The following is an 18,610-nucleotide window of genomic DNA, read 5'->3' on the forward strand; positions in this document are numbered from 1 at the left end:
AAGGAGAGTGTTATTTTGAACATATTTTTGGATGCCATGGGCGGTGATCATGCGCCCCATGAAATCGTCAAGGGAGCCGTTGACGCCGTCAAAGAATATGACGTATCGTTGACCCTGGTGGGGCAAAGGTCGGTCATCGAAGAGGCGCTTTCGCAATACGACTACCCGAAAGACAAAATAAAAATTCTTCACGCCCAAACCGTGATTGAAAATACTGAAGAGCCGGCAATGGCGATTCGACACAAATCGGATTCGTCGCTGGTGGTGGCGCTGGAAGAAATGAAAACGCTGGAAAATGCCGTGCTGATTTCGGCTGGCAGCACCGGTGCTCTTTTAGCCGGTGGCCTGTTAAAGCTGGGACGCATCAAGGGAATCAAACGGCCGGCACTGGCGGCGACAATTCCCAAGAGCGATGGCGGCGTCTTTCTGCTGATCGATACCGGCGCCAATGCGGATTGCCGCCCCGAGTATCTGGAGCAGTTTGCCCAGTTGGGAAAAATTTATTCCGAAAATGTTTTAGGAAAAACAAATCCGGGCATTGGCCTGATCAATATTGGTGCGGAAGCAAAAAAAGGCAACAGCCTCGTCAAAGCAGCTTACGAGCTGCTGGCAGCTGGCGACTTTAACTTTTTGGGCAATGTTGAAGCACGCGATATTCCTGAGACAAAGGCCGATGTTTTGGTTTGCGATGGGTTTACCGGCAATATTGTCTTGAAGCTGACCGAAGGCATTGCGGCTTATATGATCAATGGCATCAAGACATCGATCATGAGCAGCACCAAAGGAAAAGTCGGCGGCATGCTGATTAAAGACAATTTAAAACAATTCAAAAAACAGTTCGATTATGCTGAGTATGGCGGCGCGCCGTTTTTAGGTGTCAAAGGCGGGATTATTAAAGCGCACGGCAGCAGCGATGCGTTTGCCATTAAAAACGCCATCCGCCAAAGCATTAAATTTGTAGAAAATGATGTTTTGAAAAAGATTACCGAAAATGCAAATAAAATGGAGGCGTAAATCATGGATGAACGATTTTTAAAAGTAACAGCCATTATTTCTGAACAACTTGATGTTGACATTGATAAAATTACTCTTGAAACGTCACTCATTGATGATCTGGAAGCAGATTCACTGGACATCGTTGAGCTGATTATGGCGTTTGAAGATGAATTTGGAACCAAAGTCGATGAAGATGCTCTGGAAGATATTCAGACAGTCGGCGATATACTGAATGCCATTTCATAAACAACCACAGGAAACACATCAAGCACAAACTTAAGTGGCAGCGAAGCTAACAGCAGTTTGTGCAAAGAGGAGGTGTCGCTGAATTTTGGCGACACCTTACTTGTTAAGGGGGGATACTAGATGACAATAGAAAAGAAAATTGGCTATCATTTCAAGCAGAAAGAACTGCTGAAAGTTGCTATGACACACAGTTCACATTCAGGAAATTCGACCAATAATGAACGTCTTGAATTCTTGGGGGATGCAGTATTGGAACTGATTATCAGTGAGTATTTATTTTTAGCTCACAAATTATCTGAGGGTAAAATGACGAAAATCCGTTCCAATATTGTATGTGCCGAGTCACTCTCAAAAGCTGCCTACGATCTTAAGTTGGGGGAGCATATCTTTCTGGGAAAAGGTGAAATTGTTACTGGCGGAAGGCAACGAAAATCAAATCTGGCCAATGCCTTTGAAGCGCTGATCGGAGCGGTTTTTTTGGATAGTGGTTTCGAAACCACTAAAGAAGTCGTACTCCGGCTGCTGGAGCACAATATCCATCTTGCTTTAAGCGGGGCGCTGGTCAAAGACTATAAAACAGAACTGCAGGAGTATATTCAGAAAAACAACGAGAATGAGATTGAGTATACGCTGGACAAGTCGGAAGGTCCAGAGCATAACAAAACCTTCTATATCAATCTGATTTTTAACGGCGAATGCGTCAGCCAGGGCGTTGGCAAAAGCAAAAAAGAAGGCGAGCAGAATGCGGCCAAAATCTATTTGCACCAGGTCAAGAAAATATCGGAACAAAACAACTGACAATCAAGGGTAGACAAACCGAAAGACGATCAAAGCTAACATCTGTGATCGTCTTTCGGACGGTTTGCGGCCCAGTTCAGGCAAAATAAAGAGCTCATAAATTAAAGAATTGAGGTGAGGGTTTGTATTTAAAAAAATTGAAATTATCGGGTTTTAAATCATTTGCAGACCCTGTTACACTTGAGTTTTCAAAGGGTATCTCCGCCATCGTCGGCCCGAATGGCAGCGGCAAAAGCAATATCACCGACGCCATCAAGTGGGTGCTGGGCGAGCAGAGTATCAAATCACTGCGTGGAAAAAAAATGGAAGATGTTATCTTTTCAGGAACAGAAAAAAAACCGGCCTCCGGCTATGCCGAGGTTGTTTTAGTTTTGGACAACAATGACAAAACACTGGAGAATTATCCGCAGGAAGTGGCAATTTCTCGAAAGCTGTTTCGAACCGGCGAAAGTGATTACGCGATCAATAAAAAAAGCTGCAAGCTTAAAGAAGTTCACAGCATTTTTATGGATACCGGATTAGGCAAAAACGGCTATTCCCTGATCAGTCAGGGGGGCATCGAAAGCATCATTGCCAGTTCACCCACCGAGCTCCGAAACATTTTTGAAGAAGCCGTCGGGATCGTCTCCTATAAAACCAAGAAAAACGAAGCGGAAAAAAAGCTGGACCAAACCCAGGGCCATCTGGACCGGCTGCGGGATATTATGGCAGAAATTGAAAAACAGATCGGTCCGCTAAAAAACCAGTCCCGTAAGGCAAAAAGCTGGCAGGTGCTCCATGAGGAACTTAAAACCGTCGATCTGGTGGTGTTTCACACGAAGATGAGCGCCGCGATGACCGAGCTGGAAGGGCTAAAAAGCAAACTGGAGCAGCAGCTCAAAAGCTGTGAATCCGACGAGAAAAGCATCGCCGAAAAAGATGCCCTGTATCAGCGCTTGACCATCGAAAACCGCGAGCTGGATCTGCTCGGCGATGACGAGAAAAAAGGTCTGGCCGCATTAAAAGCTGATTTTGACCGCAACCAGCAGGCAGAAATTCGCAGCAACAGCCAGCTCGAAGCCAATGAAATCACCCAGGCCCGTTTAACGACTGAATGGGAGAGCCTGACTTCCCGAATCGATGCGATGATGGAGCGAATTGAAGCGCTGGCGACCGAAAAAGATGCGCTGATCAAGACGCGCGTGCATCATGAAGAACACCATCTGGAACTGGAGCAGGCTTTTAATGAAGTGCTGGCGGCGGAACAGCAAGTTAAAGAACGGATCAAAGCGCAACAGGATGCGGTTTTAAATCATCAGGCCACGTGCGACAGCCTGGCCGAAAAACGCCTTGAGCTGCGCGCCGCCATTCAGGAGACGAAAACAGAAGAAACATTTGTTAAAAAACGCCTGGAAGAATGCGGTGAAAATACCGCTCTTTTACAGGCTGAATTAAGGCGCGTCAAAGCAGACCGCGAGCAGCAGATTGATGCCTTAAAACAGCAGCAGGAACAGTACAAAAACCTTCAGAGCGCCTACAATCAGGAAGTGGCGGTGCAGAAAAGTTGGCAGAATGAAGAACACCTGTTGTCCAATAATTTAAGGGTCAATGCCTCAAAGGTGGATTATTTAAAGAACATTCAAAAGAATTACCAGGACTACTTTCCGACGATTCGCAAGCTGATGACGTCGGAAAAAATGCTGGGACCGGTGATCCGCGACGTTTACGGACCAGTTGGCGAACTGATTTCGATGGATTCCCGTTATCTCCAGGCCATTGATATCGCACTGGGAGCGAAGAGTCAGAATATTGTGGTCGCGACCGTGAAAGTGGCCAGTGACTGCATCAATCTGCTCAAAAAAGAACGCCTTGGCCGGGCGACCTTCTTGCCGCTGGACAACCTGCGCTACAGCGCCGTTGACGAAAGAACGAGGCAGCTGCTTGAGAACCTGCCCGGCGTCGAAGGCATTGCCAGTGAACTGGTCGAAACCGATGCGGCTTACCGAAAAGCGGTTGAAAGTCTGCTGGGTAGAGTCATTGTTGCCAGCGATTTTGCGACCGGAAAAGAGATCCAGAAAAAACTGGCATCCAAATTCACCGTGGTGACGCTGGCGGGTGAAATCTTCTATCCGGGCGGTGCGATCGTCGGGGGACAAAGCAAGGATAACCGCCAGTCGCCGCTTTCCAAGAAAATAGAAATTGAAAACCTCGAAAAAGAAATGGCGGAACAGGAAAAATCATTATCGGCTCTGAAAATCCGGGCGCAACAAAGCCACGCTGCCCTGGCCGGGCAGGCGGAGGAGTTAAAAAGCCGTGAAGGCCAGTTTAATCTGGCTAAACAGAGCTTATGGGAAAAGAACAAGCTGGCCGAAGATCTGGCCCAAAAAAAATCGGCGAACGACCAGACGCTCCGGGAACTGCAGGAAAGAACCCAGCTTCTGGAACAGTGCTGTCAAAAACTGGAAGCGGAGTTGGCGGCGACCGAAAAAGCCTACAGCGACGTGAAGGAGCTGACCAGAGGGCAGAATTCCGATGAAAATACTGAAGCCATCCGGCTGCAGCTGGATGACTTGCGGACCCAGATATCAGAAAGTCAAATGGCAATCACCCGGATAAAAGGGGAAATCGCCGGTCTGGATCAGCAGTTGAACCTGATGCAGGAGCAGTTAAACCAGCAGACGGATCGAAAAACGGCGTTGGCAGATGAACAAAAAGGCTATCAGCAGAATTCAACCGAGCTGCTGGAAAAACAGAAGTATCTGGCCGTTGAAATCATCCGACTGAAGGAAATGATAAAAACCCGACAAGACAAAAACAGAAATGCCCAGGAGCAGCAAAAGAAGAACGCCCAGCGGCTGGAAACGCTTCAGGAAGAGATAAAAAATGACAACCATCAGCTGATCATCAACAATGATCAAAAGAATACGCTGACGACTCAGATCAATGGCCTGCAAATCCAGATGGACCACTGGGAAGAGAACATGTACAAAAGCTATGAGATGAACTTCCTGATGGTCACCGATGCGTATCAGCAGCTGGCGGCCGCTCAGCAGCTGGATGAACTGGATTTGTCCGAGGAACGGCAGCGTGAACTCAAAGGAAAAATTGCCGCACTGGGCAATGTTAATCTCAATGCGATTGAGGAATACGAAGAAATTCTGGCCCGACATGATTTCATGAAAGAACAACTGGATGACCTGATCAAAGCCAAACGGGAGATTCTGGATATCATCAACACCCTGCAGGATGCGATGACCGAGCAGTTCAAGAACAACTTCATCAAACTGCAGGAGAATTTCACCCGGATTTTCAGTGTCTTATTCGAAGGCGGAAGAGCCTATCTGGAATTTACAGACCCGACGGAAATTCTCGATGGTGGTATCGAAATGGTGGCGCAGCCGCCGGGAAAACGGCTACGGCATATTTCGCTGCTTTCCGGCGGCGAAAAATCGATGGTGGCCATTGCGCTGCTGTTTTCGTTTCTGGAAATCAATCCGTCGCCATTCTGCGTGATCGATGAGATCGATGCAGCCCTTGACGATCACAATATTTACCGTTACATTAATTATTTAAAAAAAATAGCCGAAAACAATCAGTTCATCGTCATCACGCATCGCCGGACAACCCTGGAAGTCTGCGATAACCTCTACGGCGTTTCGATGTCGCAACAAGGCGTATCCCAACTGGTGTCGGTGCGTCTGACTGATTATGCTTAGGACAGCGTGAGACTAAAGTGCCGTGAGCTTCGCTGCCGGTTTCCGCGAACCAATTGTTACACTGTACGGCGGACAGTTCAGCAGGCTGATGCGATAACCCGTACCGACCAATTGTTAATCTGTTGTGGTGCTGCAGAATCGGACACTCTTCGAGATGTCCGCTCTGAGGCACACAACATGATGTAACAATTGTCGGTACTCCGTTTGTACCTTTGAGCTACTGTTTCGTTTAACGAACTGTCCGCCATACAGTATGCAATTTGGTTCGCGTTAACCAGTAGCGAAGCTAGTGTAGGTCTTGCAAACGCCCAATAAGTCTAATAATATATAATCAAAGGAGGAGTTAAAATGGAATTGAGTTTATATGAGCGGATGCGCAACCGCTTGATCAAAACGAAGGATAATTTCAAGGAAAAAATAGAAAACGTCATGTACATGGGGAGCTTTGATGACGACTTTTTTGACGAGCTCGAAGAAACCCTGATTCTTTCCGATTTAGGGGCGCTGACAGCGACGAAAATCACCGAAGCGCTGCGGGCCAAAATTAAGGAAACCCGATCGAAAAGCAAAGAGGAAGTGATGGGCTTTCTGAAAGAGATTCTGATCGAGATGGTGCAGGTGGAGCCGGTCGAAAAGCAGTATCCGACGATTATGCTAGTAGTCGGCGTCAACGGCGTCGGGAAAACCACCACCATTGCCAAGCTTGCGAGCCGCTACAAAAAAGAAGGCAAAAAAGTGATCATCGCAGCAGCGGATACCTTCCGGGCTGCCGCCGCTGAACAGCTCGATGAATGGGCGCAGCGCGTCGGGGTGGACATTGTCAAAAGCACTACTGGTGCCGATCCCAGCTCGGTGGTCTACGACGCCATCGGGGCGGCGAAAGCCCGCAACGCGGATATTCTGATCTGTGATACCGCCGGTCGGCTGCATAATAAAGTCAATCTGATGAAAGAGCTCGAAAAAATATCCCGGATCATCAACCGGGAGGGGAGCGGCTTCACGATCCATAATCTGATGGTGCTGGATGCCACCACCGGGCAGAATGCCATCAATCAGGCCAAGGTGTTTCACGACTGCGTCGATATCAGCGGCATCGTGCTGACCAAGCTCGATGGAACTGCCAAAGGCGGGATTGCGATCGCGCTGATCGATGAATTGCAGATACCGATCGAGTACGTTGGCATTGGCGAAAAATCCGAGGACCTGATCGACTTTGATCCGAAAAAATTTGTTGATCTCTTATTTGAATAAAAGCTTGACATTTTAGCGTTCAGGACTTACAATAGTGAAGTCGTCAAGTAAAAATCCTTTACGACATTAATGAAGGTGACTATGGAAAAGAAGGTCGAAGAACAGTATTTATTTGATTTCTACGGCGAGCTGTTGACGCAGAAGCAGAAACAGATCCTGGGGTATTATTATGACGAGGATTACAGTCTGGCTGAAATTGCCGAAGTCATGTCGGTCACCCGGCAAGGCATTTTCGATGTGATAAAACGCTCCAAAGCCATGATGGAAGTCTACGAAGAAAAACTGGGACTGATCGAAAAATTTCTGAAATCACAAATTCTGCTGGATGAAGTCCAAAAGGATTTAATGGGTTTGGCTGATCGTGAAACGGATGAGAAAAAAAAATCCGAACTGATGGTGGCAGTTGAAAAACTGAAGCAAGTCAGTGAGGAAAACTAAAGGTGAAATATGGTCTTTGAAGGACTCAACGAAAAATTTCAAAATATATTTAGCCAGCTTAAACGAAAAGGCAAGCTTAACGAAAAAGATATTCAGGAAGTCAACCGGGAAATTAAACTGGCACTGCTGGAAGCCGATGTCAATTTCAAAGTCGTTAAGCAGTTTACCAAAAATCTCAGCGAACGGGCAGTGGGCCAGGAAGTTTTAAACAGCCTGACGCCCGGACAACAGTTTATCAAGATTGTCAAAGATGAAATGACGACCCTTCTGGGTGGTGAAATTGAACGCATGGATTTTGTCGACGGCCGCCAGAATGTATTTATGCTGGTGGGTTTGCAAGGCGCGGGAAAAACCACCACGGCAGCTAAGTTAGCTAATCTACTGCAAAAAGAGAAAAAATTCAAACCCTTGCTCGTGGCCTGCGATGTCTACCGTCCGGCGGCGATCAAACAGCTTGAAATATTGGGTAACGAATTAAACATTGCGGTGTATTCAGAACACGATGTGAAAGATCCGGTCGGCATTGCCCGACGCGGGTTGCAGAAAGCCGTGGCTGAACACTATGATCTGGTCATTATGGATACGGCCGGGCGACTGCAAATTGACGAAACACTGATGGAAGAGCTGGTCAACATCAAGGAAGCCATCAATCCAACCGAAATTCTGCTGACGGTGGATGGCATGACGGGGCAGGAATCCGTAAATGTCGCCAATGAGTTCAACCGCCTGTTAGATATTTCCGGCGTCATTCTGACCAAGCTTGACGGCGATACCCGAGGTGGGGCAGCTTTATCAATTACCTACACCATCGGCAAAGCAATCAAATATATCGGTACCGGTGAAAAGCTGACCGATATTGAACTTTTTTATCCCGACCGAATGGCCTCGCGAATTCTGGGGATGGGGGACGTGCTGTCTCTGATCGATAAAGCCCAGAACATGATGGATGAAGAAAAGGCCAAACAGCTCGAAGAAAAATTAAAAACTCAGGACTTTGATCTCAATGATTTTCTGGAGCAGATCAAACAGTTTGAAGATATGGGCTCGATCAGCAGTTTGCTGGAAATGATGCCCGCCGCCAATCAAAAGGCGTTTAAAAACATGGATTTGTCGCAAACCGATACCAAACGAACCGAAGCCATCATTTTGTCGATGACCAAAGAAGAACGACACAAACCCGGCATGATCAATGCCAGCCGCCGGAAGCGGATTGCTTTAGGCAGCGGCACCAAAGTGGCGGATGTCAATCGCCTGTTAAAAGGTTTTGAGCAGTCAAAAAAAATGATGAAACAGATGTCAAATCCGAATATTGCGAAAAAAGGCCGCATGAAGTTGCCTTTTATGTAAAATGTTATCAAGGACTCTAAGTCATGAGATAAAGAAGTTAAGAAAGGGGGAAATAAAATGTCAGTAAAAATTAGATTAAAAAGAATGGGTAAAAAGAAAAAACCTTTTTATAGAATCGTCGTTGCTGATGCACGAGCACCACGTGATGGAAAATTCATTGAAGAAATTGGCTATTACAATCCTTGCATCGAACCGAACATTGTAAAAGTTGATGCCGAAAAAGCAAAAGCATGGTTAGCTAATGGTGCAAAACCAACAGATACCGTTAAATATTTACTAAAAAAAGAAAACGTAATCGAGTAGTATCAGGAGGTAAATGATGAAAGAACTTGTGGAAGTTATTGCAAAGTCTCTGGTTGATCACCCCGATGCCGTCTCTGTCCAGGAAGTTGAAGGCGAACAATCCATTATTTTAGAATTGAAAGTTGCTGACGATGATATGGGCAAGGTAATCGGAAAACAGGGGCGAATCGCAAAAGCAATTCGTACCGTCATAAAAGCCGCTGCCACGAAAGAGGACAAACGTGTCATGCTGGAGATCATCCAGCAGTAAGGCATGGGGCTGTGTATACAGCTCTTTTTTTTTCGCAACCGAACAGCCGTAGGCTGTGCGGTCAGTTCGATGAAACGGACTAAAGGTAAAAAGCAACCGGAGTACCGACAATTGTTACATCATGTTGTGTGCATCAGAGCGGACATCTCGAAGAGTGTCCGATTCTGCAGCACCACAACAGATTAACAATCGTCGGTACGGGTTTAGCAACAACCTGCTGAAAACAGCGTCCTGAACTGACCGCAAAGCAATAATTGTTTGCTTTTTATTATGATCAGGAGAAGAAGATGAAAGATAACCACTTGATAATCATTGGCCGCATCATTGGTGTTCATGGCATCAAGGGCGAGTTGAAGGTGCTGCCTTTAACTGACGATCCGGGACGTTTCTATGATTTGGAATCCGTCACTTTAGTGAAGGGGGAAACCGAACAGGAGGTTGCGATTACCGCCTGTCGTTTGCATAAAACCAATGTGCTGCTGTTTCTGGATGGCGTAAAAACCCGGAATGACGCGGAAGCATTGATTGGCCGCGAAGTGGGAATTTCCCGGGAGCTGGCGGTGGCGCTGAACGAAGATGAATTCTTTGTTGAAGATCTGATCGGTTTGCCGGTTTACAATGACGGCGAGCTGTTGGGAAAAATAACCGATATCCTGCAGACCGGTGGTGTCGATGTGTACACCATCACCGGCGGCAAAAAAACCTATTGTGTGCCGGCCCGGAAAATCTATTTTAAAACGGTTGATCTTGGCAGTCGCCGGATTGATGCGGCGATTCCGCAGGAAATTCTGGAGCTATGAAATATTATTTTCTGACCTTGTTTCCCGAAATATTTCAGGCGTATTTTCAGAGCGGCATGATTGGTCGCGGGGTGAAAGCAGGAATCATTGAATACGAAGTGATCAATATCCGCGATTTTTCAGGCAACAAGCATCATAAGGTCGATGATTCCCCCTACGGCGGCGGCGCCGGGATGGTGATGGCAGCAAAACCGATTGCCGATGCCCTTAAAAGCATCCCCGACTACAGCCAGTATCCGGTGATCTATCTGTCGCCGGGCGGCAGAACGTTCGCGCAGAAGGACGGCATCGCCTTAGCGCAGCAGCCGGGGCTTATTTTTATCTGCGGTCATTATGAAGGCATCGACCAGCGGGTCATTGACCGTTACGTCACTATGGAAATTTCGGTCGGCGATTATGTTTTAACCGGCGGTGAGTTGCCCGCCTTAACGCTGGCGGATGCGATCGCGAGGCATCTGCCCGGATTTTTGGGGAACTGCGACAGTTTAGCCGAAGAATCATTTGAGGCTGATCTGCTGGAGTATCCGCAGTTCACGAAACCGCGTGAGTTTGAAGGCATGGAAGTGCCGGAAATTCTCTTGTCCGGGCATCATGAAGCGATCAGAAAATGGCGGATCGAACAAGCCGAGGAGAAAACACGAAAAAATCGGCCTGATTTATATGAAAAATATGAAAAAAACTTGCAAAAAAAATAGATCCAGTGTATAATTCATTGGTATGATATTAATAGAGATGGTCCTCTGTACTTGATACACGAACGTCGAAAATCGAATTTAAGGAGAAAAAAATGGACATTATCAAAAAGATTCAATTGGAAAACATGAAGGCAGAGGCACCAAAGTTCAGCGTTGGTGATACTGTCAAAGTTCATGTAAAAATAGTCGAAGGTAAACGCGAAAGAATCCAGATTTTTGAAGGCATCGTATTGAAAAAACAAAACGGCGGTGTTGGCGAAACATTTACGGTACGTAAGATTTCTTCCGGCGTTGGTGTCGAAAGAACCTTCCTGATCCATTCACCCAAGATTGAAAAAGTTGAAATTGTTCGACACGGTAAAGTGCGTCGAGCTAAACTGAACTATCTTCGTGATCGTGTTGGTAAAGCAGCAAAAGTCAAAGAAAAAAGAGCGTAATTCAGAGGCTGTCAAGCCTCTTTTTTGGTTATTTTCATGAAATCATGCTCCAGCGAAGCTCACATAAACATAAACTGACGTTGCTTTGATGTTGGTTTACGCAAACCGGCCGCGACGCATACGGCAGTTTTACAACCACTTAACTGGTTATTTTATAGCAAGGAAGTAAAAAAATGAGAGAAGATGAAAAGTCCAAAGGTAATTTGGAACTGAAAGAATGGATACAATCTGCATTAATTGCCATTATTCTGGCTTTTATTATCAAGATGTTTTTATTCGACTTCGTGATGGTTCAGGGAAGCTCAATGTTCCCGACGCTGGAAGAGGGAAACCGGTTGATTGTCAATAAAATCGGCTATACCATCGGCGAACCGGATTATGGCGATATTGTCATCCTCAGTTACAGTGATAGTGTCGAGTATGTCAAGCGGGTCATCGGCAAAGCCGGCGATACCATTGAAATAAAAGATATGGTGGTCTACCGCAACGGTGAAGCCCTGAGCGAGGATTATATCAATACCCAGGCGTACGAGGATTTTGCCAAAGTCACCGTTCCGGACGGCACTTATTTTGTGATGGGTGATAACCGGGCAAACAGTTCCGACAGCCGCTATCCAAGCCTTGGTTTTGTAAAAAAAGATGCCATTGACGGTAAAGTGATTTTCAGAATCTGGCCTTTCACTGAAGTCGGGACGGTATAGTAATGACGGAAGAAAAAATCGAATATATCCAATGGTATCCTGGCCATATGGCCAAGGCCAACCGGGAAATAAAGGAAAAGCTCAAACTGATTGACGTGGTCATCGAAGTGGTGGACGCCCGTTTGCCGCTTTCGAGCAAAAACCCGGAAATCAATCAATACACCTGGAACAAACAGCATATCCTCTTATTGAATAAAGCGGATTTGGCTGATCCGGATGTCAGTCAGGACTGGATCGACTGGTTCAAGAAAAATACCGATATTCAGGAAATCATGCTCTACGATGCCTTTGACCGGCGCCATAAAACAGAATTGGTCAAACAGATCCAGCGCCTGAATGTCAAAAACAAGGCGCAATTAAAATGCATGATCTGTGGCATTCCCAACGTGGGCAAATCGACGGTCATAAACAGCCTGATCGGAAAAAAGAAAACCCAGGTTGGCAACAAGCCGGGCGTGACAAAGGGTCAGCAGTGGCTCAGCACGCCGGATAAACTGATGCTGCTGGACACCCCGGGAATTTTATGGCCCAAGTTTGAAGATCCGTTGGTGGGTTTACACCTGGCCTGGCTGGGTTCGATCAAAGATACCATTTATGAAAAAGAGAACATTGCTGCGGATCTGTTAAAATATCTGGTGGCTTACTATCCGGATGAACTGGAAGTGCTGTATAAGATCACGCTCGACGATAAAAATCTTCCGGAAGTCTTTGATGCCATTGCCAAAAGCCGTGGTCTGCTGTTACGAGCGGGAGAATACGATTATACCCGCACCAGTGTCCTGCTGCTGAACGACTTTAAAAATGGCCGTATCGGCCGAATTACACTGGAACGCCCCTAATAAAAACAGTGCCGTATCGGCGCTGCTCAGTTGGGCGGCAAAAACCGTACCGACCAATTGTTAATCAGTTGGTTGCGGCAACTCAGACAAAACTGCCGTTTGCTTCGTTGCCGGGATTCACGAAATCATTTCTACACTGTACGGCGGACAGTTCTCCGAACGGTTCGCCTACACGTTACGAAATGGTTTGTGATTCCCGGCCGCTCCGCTCATTTTGTTCATACAGCCGACAACACGATGTAACAATTGTCGGTACTCCGTTTGTGTTTTGTCTACTGTCGCAATAGTGCCTAAACCGGCGCTTTTTTTTTGCTCAATATCAGGATCATGGCATTCAACAAATATGGAAGTTGTAGTATAATGGGGACATACGAACCGGTGCCATCAACAAGACCGGGTTAAAACTGAAAAAGAGGGTGCTATGAATTCATTTCAGAATATGACCGTTAAATCGATAAAAGAGATCGTGGCCAATTTGAATAGTGAGCGTTATCAAGAGACGATTCCGCTACTGAAAGCTGATTCCCGCGTGGCCGTGCAGAAGATGGGTCTTTCGCTGGAAAAAAAGCTGCTGGCAATCGCTGCTGAAACGCAGCGAATCGAAAAAATGAAGAGCCTGGAAGCGTCGTATTATGCCAAAGGCATCAAAAGAATCGGCGGGATCGATGAGGTCGGGCGGGGGCCGCTGGCCGGTCCGGTGGTAACCTGTGTGATTATCCTGAAACCGGATTCTCATCGGCTGTACGTCAATGATTCAAAAAAACTGTCGCAAAAGATGCGTGAGCATCTCTGTGAACAGCTCCTGGAGGATGCCCAGGACTACGCCATCGGCATGGTTGACAATGACATTATTGATCAGATCAACATTCTCAATGCCACCAAAAAAGCCATGACGGACTCATTGACCGCACTCAAAGATCCGCCGGAGCTGCTGCTGATCGATGCGCTGCAAATCAATACGGCGATTCCCCAAAAATCGCTTATTCATGGCGATGCCATCAGTTACGCCATTGCCGCGGCCAGCATCGTGGCCAAGGTCTACCGGGACAATCTGATGCAGATTTATCATCAGGAATACCCGGAATATGGGTTTGACCATAATATGGGTTACGGCACGGCGGCCCACATTGCGGCCTTGAGAGAATACGGACCGACGCCGATTCATCGAAAAAGCTTTATTTCTAATCTGGTGCGGTGATGAAAACGCACAATGTCAAAAAAGGAAACCAGGGGGAAGCATTGGCAGTTGCCTTTCTTACAAATGCCAATCACCGTATTTGTGAGCGGAATTATAAAAAACAGTCCGGCGAAATCGATCTGATCACACTCGATGGCGATACGCTGGTTTTCGTCGAAGTCAAATATCGGAAAAATCTGGATTATGGCTATCCCCGAGAAGCCGTTACGGTAGCGAAGCAGCGACGGATTTCCAAAACGGCGCTCTGGTATATCAAGGAGAAAAAACTCTACGACTGCAACGTCCGGTTTGATGTGATCGAAATCTATTTCGATAAAGACGGCCAGCAGATCATCAATCATCTGGAAAACGCCTTTACCTATTAAAGGCCTGGCGTTCAGCAGGTTGTTGCAAAGACCCATACCGACCAATTGTTAATCAGTTGGTTGCGGCAACTCAGACAAAACTGCCGTTTGCAGAGTGGACGGGATTCACGAAATCATTTCTACACTGTACGGCGGACAGTTCTCCGAACGGTTCGCCTACACGTTACGAAATGGTTTGTGATTCCCGGCCGCTCCGCTCATTTTGTTCATATAGCCGACAACATGATATAACAATTGTCGGTACTCCGTTTGTTTTTTCCTTTAGTCCGTTTCATCGAACTGTCCGCCGTACAGCATAAAAATTGGTTGATTGTAAAGCCAAAGGTACTTTGTTAATTGTGCGAATTCCATGAAAATAAAAAAAGGACTGTTGCCGACCCGGTGCTTTTTACCGGTGCGCAACAGTCCTTTAGCGTTTCTGCTTAGCGTTAATTTTATTGGCCATCGTCGACAGAAATCAGAAAGACTTTTTCAGAGTAGGAACCCTTGTTTTCTTTGTTCTGAATTTTCAAATAGTCGATATGAAGGGGTTCGTAATCGAACGCTTCAACAATGGTCTCCAGCAATTCATAGATGTCGGAGAGTTCATCTTCGGAGGGGCTATTCATAAAAACTTGCGCTTTTTCAAGAAGCTTATCTTTCAGTGCAGTCCGAATTTCTGATTGGCCCAGGATTTTGTATTCACAGGCACGTCCGCTTTCTCTAATGATTTCAGGAACTTTATCCCGAACAAGTTTGTTGTATTCAACTTTCATAATCCATCACCTCACGCTTATTATACCCGCTGCTGCGGTCTAAAAACAAGTCAGAAAAGTTATTTTAAGAAAAATTTCAAACTGACGGCAAAGCTAACGGAACGTTTTGCAATCGCCTGAAACAGTGATATAATATGAGCAAAATTTGGGCGAGATCGATCAATTCGTTGATCGTGCAGGATTAGGACAAAATAAATTTAGATGCTGGGAGGCAACAAAAGTGGATTTGAAACTGAAGGGAAGAAATGCGATTGTAACCGGCGCGTCCCGGGGAATCGGCAGGGCCATTGCCCTGGGGTTGGCTGAGGAAGGCGTGAATTTGGTCATCACGGGTAGGCATGTCGATGATAAATTGACGGAAGTTGTGGAAAAGGCAAAAGCTTTGGGGGTCAAGGCTTTTCCGGTTGCGACCAATCTGGAAAACGCGGATGAAGTCCTGACGATGATGAAGGAAGCAGAAACCCTGCTCGGCGATCTGGATATTCTGATCAATAACGCCGGAATCTGGCTGACCGGATGGATTCAGGACATTCCCCTGGAGGACTGGGAGCTGACGATGGATGTCAATCTGACCGCGCCGTTTCTCACCTCCCAGTACTTCGCCAAAGCGAACTTAAAAAAGAAACGGCCGGGAAAAATTATCAATGTGACTTCACAGGCTGCCTTTAACGGTTCCACGACTGGGCATTCTCATTACGCGGCCAGCAAAGCCGGTATGGTCGCGCTGACCATTTCGATGGCCAGGGAACTTTCTCCCAAGGGGATTACCGTCAACGGCGTTGCTCCCGGTGTCGTGGAGACGGATTTAATCCGGGAGAGTATTATTGCCAAACCCGGTTATTATGAAGGACGGATTCCGATGGGGCGGGTGGCGCAACCGGAAGACGTCGCCAACATCGTGGTTTTCCTGGCCTCGGAGCCGGCATCCTATTTAACCGGCACCACCATCGATGTGACCGGCGGGATGCTGATGCGCTAGCAAGAGACTTTCTATGATTCAGATCGTTTATCTGCTGCCAGACGAAGTCCGGCGGCCTTCCGGCAGCAAGGGGAGAAGCAGAATAACTTTAGTATTTATTAAAAACACACGATTTACGCAATATTTTGCAAAAAGACTGGAAATATTATCCCATAAAGGGTACAATGTAAAGGCTTATGGTAGAGGTTCTTTATCAGATACACTGATGAAGGCCTTTTCTTTATGATGATAAAAAAAGTGGAGGACCATTTATATAATGATAACTGTATCTGACTTAAGTTTAAATTTCAGCGGAGCAAATCTTTTTTCAAACGTTAATATAAAATTCATACCAGGAAACTGCTATGGTGTCATCGGCGCAAACGGGGCCGGCAAGTCGACCTTTTTACGGATTCTATCCGGCGAGCTTGAGCCATCAACCGGAAACGTCGCGATTCCTGCTAATATGCGGATGTCTGTTTTAAAACAGGATCACTTTGCCTTCGACGCTTATACTGTTCTGGACACCATCATCATGGGCAACGAAAGACTTTATTCGGTCATGAAGGAAAAAGACGCGTTGTACATGAAAGAGGATTTTTCGGATGAAGACGGCATCAAAGCCGGCGAACTTGAAGGCGAATTTGCCGAAATGGGCGGCTGGGAGGCAGAATCCGATGCCTCCCGGATCATTCAGGGTTTGGGTCTTGGTGCGGACATTCTTGATGCCAATATGGACTCGCTTTCCGGTAATGAAAAGGTCAAGGTTTTATTGGCCCAGGCGTTGTTTGGCAAACCCGAAATCATTCTGCTTGACGAACCGACAAACCACCTCGATATTCAAGCGGTTGAGTGGCTGGAGGAATTCATCATGGATTATGACGGCACCGTCATTGTCGTGTCCCATGACCGTTACTTCCTGAACAATGTCTGTACACACATCGTCGATATTGACTTTGGCAAGATCCGGGTTTACGTCGGTAACTACGATTTCTGGTATGAATCCAGTCAGCTGATGCAGCGACTGCTGAAGGATCAGAACAAGAAGAAGGAAGAGAAAGCCAAGGAGCTGCAGAACTTTATCGCCCGCTTCTCCGCCAATAAATCGAAGTCCAAACAGGCGACATCGCGTAAGAAAATGCTCGATAAACTGGACATCGAGAACATGCCGGCGTCTTCGCGAAAATACCCCTGGGTCGGTTTCCAGATTGATCGCGAACCGGGCAAAGAAATTCTATCGGTTGAGCATTTATCAAAAACCGTCGACGGCGTGAAAGTGCTCAATGACGTCAGTTTCCGCGTCAACAAAGGGGACAAGATCGCCTTTGTCGCCGACAATGAAATTGCGATGACGACCCTCTTCAAGATTCTGATGGAAGAAATGGAACCGGATGAAGGAAGCTTTAAATGGGGCGTCAGCACCTCGCAGAGCTACTTCCCCAAAGACAACAGCGAATTTTTCAACGGCTGCACCTTGAACATCTGCGAATGGCTGCAGCAGTATACCGAAGAAATCACCGAAACCTATATCCGCGGATTCCTCGGCCGGATGCTTTTTTCGGGCGATGATATTTACAAAGAGGTCCAGGTCTTGTCCGGAGGCGAAAAGGTGCGCTGCATGCTTTCCAAGATCATGATGTTCGGCTCCAACGTGCTGGTGATGGATCAGCCAACCAACCATTTGGATCTGGAATCCATTACGGCGGTCAACAATGGCCTGATCGATTTCAAAAGTAATTTGCTTTTCGCCAGCCACGACCATCAGTTTATGCAGACCGTGGCCAACCGGATCATCGAGATCCGCGAAGAAGGTGTCCTGGATCGTTTGTCAACCTACGACGAGTACATCGAGTATAAAAAAACACTGGCTTAGGCTTTTTGCGAAAGTACCGTGAGCTTTGCTGCCGGTTTGCGCGAATCAATTTGTACACTGTACGGCGGACAGTCTATCGACTGTTCGCCTACACGTTACCAAATTGATTGCGAAACCGACATCAAAGCAATGATTGTTCGTACATTTTCCGTTGCATCATTATCGAGCAGACTTTTCTGCGAAAAGAGAAAAGTCAAAAATAAATTTTACCAGCAAAAGGCAGTCCGCGGACTGCCTTTTTTATAGGGTCGGTTTTCCGCCTTCGATGATGCAGAAAAAGTCCTTATCCAAATCGAATTCACGGAATAATTCGCAATCTTCACAGAGGCAGCCTCTCTTTTCTTCAATGCAGCGACTGGTTTCATCGAAAGCGCAAAACATTATTTCAGCATGGCGCTTTTCTTCGACTGAGCCAATTATCAAACCGATATTCTCGGGCACTGATTTAACTTTGCAAAAGAAATTGTAACTCGGACACTTCATACACAGACATTTCTTCAAATTTTCCTTGGTTTTTGGTATGACTGACATATTCAGACCTCCTTTAGAATCAAAATGCAAACAAATCTGTTTGAAATATTTCTACCCCATTCAGCCCCTGATTAACCTGAAAAATGAAAATGAATGACAGTGGGCTGATGATCCGGATCATCAGGCATTATTCT

General features: G+C 46.5%; 20 protein-coding genes. 18 read left to right on the forward strand and 2 right to left on the reverse strand.

What is annotated here, in order from left to right:
- Nucleotides 1-15 precede the first annotated feature (15 nt).
- From plsX to GH808_RS01605, 16 genes are all read left to right on the forward strand, one after another.
- On the forward strand, nt 16-1,014 hold the full coding sequence (plsX, locus tag GH808_RS01530) for a phosphate acyltransferase PlsX (RefSeq protein ID WP_186841048.1): 999 nt from the start codon (nt 16-18) through the stop codon (nt 1,012-1,014).
- Between the two features lie 3 nt (nt 1,015-1,017).
- Entirely contained in the window at nt 1,018-1,242 is a 225-nt protein-coding gene (gene acpP / locus GH808_RS01535) for an acyl carrier protein (RefSeq protein ID WP_186841049.1), read from the forward strand.
- A gap of 120 nt (nt 1,243-1,362) precedes the next feature.
- Complete coding sequence (gene rnc, locus GH808_RS01540) at nt 1,363-2,040, forward strand: ribonuclease III (protein ID WP_186841050.1); 678 nt, start codon at nt 1,363-1,365, stop codon at nt 2,038-2,040.
- Nucleotides 2,041-2,162: 122 nt separating this feature from the next.
- On the forward strand, nt 2,163-5,735 hold the full coding sequence (gene smc / locus GH808_RS01545) for a chromosome segregation protein SMC (RefSeq protein WP_186841051.1): 3,573 nt from the start codon (nt 2,163-2,165) through the stop codon (nt 5,733-5,735).
- A 348-nt stretch (nt 5,736-6,083) separates the two neighbouring features.
- Nucleotides 6,084-6,986: a signal recognition particle-docking protein FtsY gene (gene ftsY / locus GH808_RS01550; RefSeq protein WP_338000859.1), complete on the forward strand. Its 903-nt coding sequence runs from the start codon at nt 6,084-6,086 to the stop codon at nt 6,984-6,986.
- 81 nt (nt 6,987-7,067) lie between these two features.
- Nucleotides 7,068-7,424, forward strand: coding sequence for a YlxM family DNA-binding protein (gene ylxM / locus GH808_RS01555; RefSeq protein WP_186841052.1), 357 nt, complete (start codon nt 7,068-7,070; stop codon nt 7,422-7,424).
- A gap of 9 nt (nt 7,425-7,433) precedes the next feature.
- Nucleotides 7,434-8,771, forward strand: a complete 1,338-nt coding sequence (ffh, locus tag GH808_RS01560) for a signal recognition particle protein (protein WP_186841053.1) — start codon at nt 7,434-7,436, stop codon at nt 8,769-8,771.
- Nucleotides 8,772-8,828: 57 nt separating this feature from the next.
- The gene (gene rpsP, locus GH808_RS01565; RefSeq protein ID WP_186841054.1) at nt 8,829-9,074 is read left to right on the forward strand and encodes a 30S ribosomal protein S16; all 246 of its coding nucleotides are present in this window, start codon (nt 8,829-8,831) and stop codon (nt 9,072-9,074) included.
- 16 nt (nt 9,075-9,090) lie between these two features.
- Nucleotides 9,091-9,324, forward strand: coding sequence for a KH domain-containing protein (locus tag GH808_RS01570; protein WP_186841256.1), 234 nt, complete (start codon nt 9,091-9,093; stop codon nt 9,322-9,324).
- Nucleotides 9,325-9,611: 287 nt separating this feature from the next.
- Nucleotides 9,612-10,124: a ribosome maturation factor RimM gene (gene rimM / locus GH808_RS01575; RefSeq protein ID WP_186841055.1), complete on the forward strand. Its 513-nt coding sequence runs from the start codon at nt 9,612-9,614 to the stop codon at nt 10,122-10,124.
- Nucleotides 10,121-10,819, forward strand: a complete 699-nt coding sequence (trmD, locus tag GH808_RS01580; RefSeq protein WP_186841056.1) for a tRNA (guanosine(37)-N1)-methyltransferase TrmD — start codon at nt 10,121-10,123, stop codon at nt 10,817-10,819. Before rimM ends, trmD begins: the two co-directional genes overlap by 4 nt.
- A 92-nt stretch (nt 10,820-10,911) precedes the next feature.
- Nucleotides 10,912-11,256: a 50S ribosomal protein L19 gene (gene rplS / locus GH808_RS01585; RefSeq protein WP_186841057.1), complete on the forward strand. Its 345-nt coding sequence runs from the start codon at nt 10,912-10,914 to the stop codon at nt 11,254-11,256.
- A 173-nt stretch (nt 11,257-11,429) separates the two neighbouring features.
- Nucleotides 11,430-11,957: a signal peptidase I gene (gene lepB, locus GH808_RS01590; RefSeq protein ID WP_186841058.1), complete on the forward strand. Its 528-nt coding sequence runs from the start codon at nt 11,430-11,432 to the stop codon at nt 11,955-11,957.
- A 2-nt stretch (nt 11,958-11,959) separates the two neighbouring features.
- Nucleotides 11,960-12,796 (forward strand): ribosome biogenesis GTPase YlqF, encoded by an 837-nt coding sequence (ylqF, locus tag GH808_RS01595; RefSeq protein WP_186841059.1) that lies wholly within the window; start codon nt 11,960-11,962, stop codon nt 12,794-12,796.
- A 421-nt stretch (nt 12,797-13,217) separates the two neighbouring features.
- Nucleotides 13,218-13,994: a ribonuclease HII gene (locus tag GH808_RS01600; RefSeq protein ID WP_186841060.1), complete on the forward strand. Its 777-nt coding sequence runs from the start codon at nt 13,218-13,220 to the stop codon at nt 13,992-13,994.
- Nucleotides 13,994-14,359 carry a YraN family protein gene (locus tag GH808_RS01605; RefSeq protein WP_186841061.1) on the forward strand — a complete coding sequence of 122 codons (366 nt, stop codon included), beginning with the start codon at nt 13,994-13,996 and terminating at the stop codon, nt 14,357-14,359. Before GH808_RS01600 ends, GH808_RS01605 begins: the two co-directional genes overlap by 1 nt.
- A 434-nt stretch (nt 14,360-14,793) precedes the next feature.
- Here GH808_RS01605 and GH808_RS01610 read toward each other — a convergent pair whose 3' ends face one another.
- Complete coding sequence (locus GH808_RS01610; RefSeq protein ID WP_186841062.1) at nt 14,794-15,114, reverse strand: nucleoside triphosphate pyrophosphohydrolase; 321 nt, start codon at nt 15,112-15,114, stop codon at nt 14,794-14,796.
- A 220-nt stretch (nt 15,115-15,334) separates the two neighbouring features.
- On the opposite strand from GH808_RS01610, the gene GH808_RS01615 reads away from it, so the two are divergent.
- Both GH808_RS01615 and GH808_RS01620 read left to right on the forward strand, forming a co-directional pair.
- Nucleotides 15,335-16,093, forward strand: coding sequence for an SDR family NAD(P)-dependent oxidoreductase (locus GH808_RS01615; RefSeq protein WP_186841063.1), 759 nt, complete (start codon nt 15,335-15,337; stop codon nt 16,091-16,093).
- 256 nt (nt 16,094-16,349) lie between these two features.
- Complete coding sequence (locus GH808_RS01620; RefSeq protein WP_186841064.1) at nt 16,350-17,945, forward strand: ABC-F family ATP-binding cassette domain-containing protein; 1,596 nt, start codon at nt 16,350-16,352, stop codon at nt 17,943-17,945.
- A 240-nt stretch (nt 17,946-18,185) separates the two neighbouring features.
- Here the strand turns inward: GH808_RS01620 and GH808_RS01625 are convergent, their stop codons facing one another.
- Nucleotides 18,186-18,476: a DUF2769 domain-containing protein gene (locus GH808_RS01625; protein WP_186841065.1), complete on the reverse strand. Its 291-nt coding sequence runs from the start codon at nt 18,474-18,476 to the stop codon at nt 18,186-18,188.
- Between the last annotated feature and the right edge of the window lie 134 nt (nt 18,477-18,610).

The organism is Acetobacterium fimetarium (assembly GCF_014284475.1).
Taxonomy (GTDB): domain Bacteria; phylum Bacillota; class Clostridia; order Eubacteriales; family Eubacteriaceae; genus Acetobacterium; species Acetobacterium fimetarium.

Excerpts from the sequence above, each read along its gene's own strand:
- acpP (WP_186841049.1), top strand. The coding sequence starts at position 1,018 with ATGGATGAACGATTTTTAAAAGTAACAGCCATTATTTCTGAACAACTT.
- rnc (WP_186841050.1), top strand. The coding sequence starts at position 1,363 with ATGACAATAGAAAAGAAAATTGGCTATCATTTCAAGCAGAAAGAACTG.
- ftsY (WP_338000859.1), top strand. The coding sequence starts at position 6,084 with ATGGAATTGAGTTTATATGAGCGGATGCGCAACCGCTTGATCAAAACG.
- ylxM (WP_186841052.1), top strand. The coding sequence starts at position 7,068 with ATGGAAAAGAAGGTCGAAGAACAGTATTTATTTGATTTCTACGGCGAG.
- ffh (WP_186841053.1), top strand. The coding sequence starts at position 7,434 with ATGGTCTTTGAAGGACTCAACGAAAAATTTCAAAATATATTTAGCCAG.
- rpsP (WP_186841054.1), top strand. The coding sequence starts at position 8,829 with ATGTCAGTAAAAATTAGATTAAAAAGAATGGGTAAAAAGAAAAAACCT.
- GH808_RS01570 (WP_186841256.1), top strand. The coding sequence starts at position 9,091 with ATGAAAGAACTTGTGGAAGTTATTGCAAAGTCTCTGGTTGATCACCCC.
- rimM (WP_186841055.1), top strand. The coding sequence starts at position 9,612 with ATGAAAGATAACCACTTGATAATCATTGGCCGCATCATTGGTGTTCAT.
- trmD (WP_186841056.1), top strand. The coding sequence starts at position 10,121 with ATGAAATATTATTTTCTGACCTTGTTTCCCGAAATATTTCAGGCGTAT.
- rplS (WP_186841057.1), top strand. The coding sequence starts at position 10,912 with ATGGACATTATCAAAAAGATTCAATTGGAAAACATGAAGGCAGAGGCA.
- lepB (WP_186841058.1), top strand. The coding sequence starts at position 11,430 with ATGAGAGAAGATGAAAAGTCCAAAGGTAATTTGGAACTGAAAGAATGG.
- ylqF (WP_186841059.1), top strand. The coding sequence starts at position 11,960 with ATGACGGAAGAAAAAATCGAATATATCCAATGGTATCCTGGCCATATG.
- GH808_RS01600 (WP_186841060.1), top strand. The coding sequence starts at position 13,218 with ATGAATTCATTTCAGAATATGACCGTTAAATCGATAAAAGAGATCGTG.
- GH808_RS01605 (WP_186841061.1), top strand. The coding sequence starts at position 13,994 with ATGAAAACGCACAATGTCAAAAAAGGAAACCAGGGGGAAGCATTGGCA.
- GH808_RS01610 (WP_186841062.1), bottom strand. The coding sequence starts at position 15,114 with ATGAAAGTTGAATACAACAAACTTGTTCGGGATAAAGTTCCTGAAATC.
- GH808_RS01620 (WP_186841064.1), top strand. The coding sequence starts at position 16,350 with ATGATAACTGTATCTGACTTAAGTTTAAATTTCAGCGGAGCAAATCTT.
- GH808_RS01625 (WP_186841065.1), bottom strand. The coding sequence starts at position 18,476 with ATGTCAGTCATACCAAAAACCAAGGAAAATTTGAAGAAATGTCTGTGT.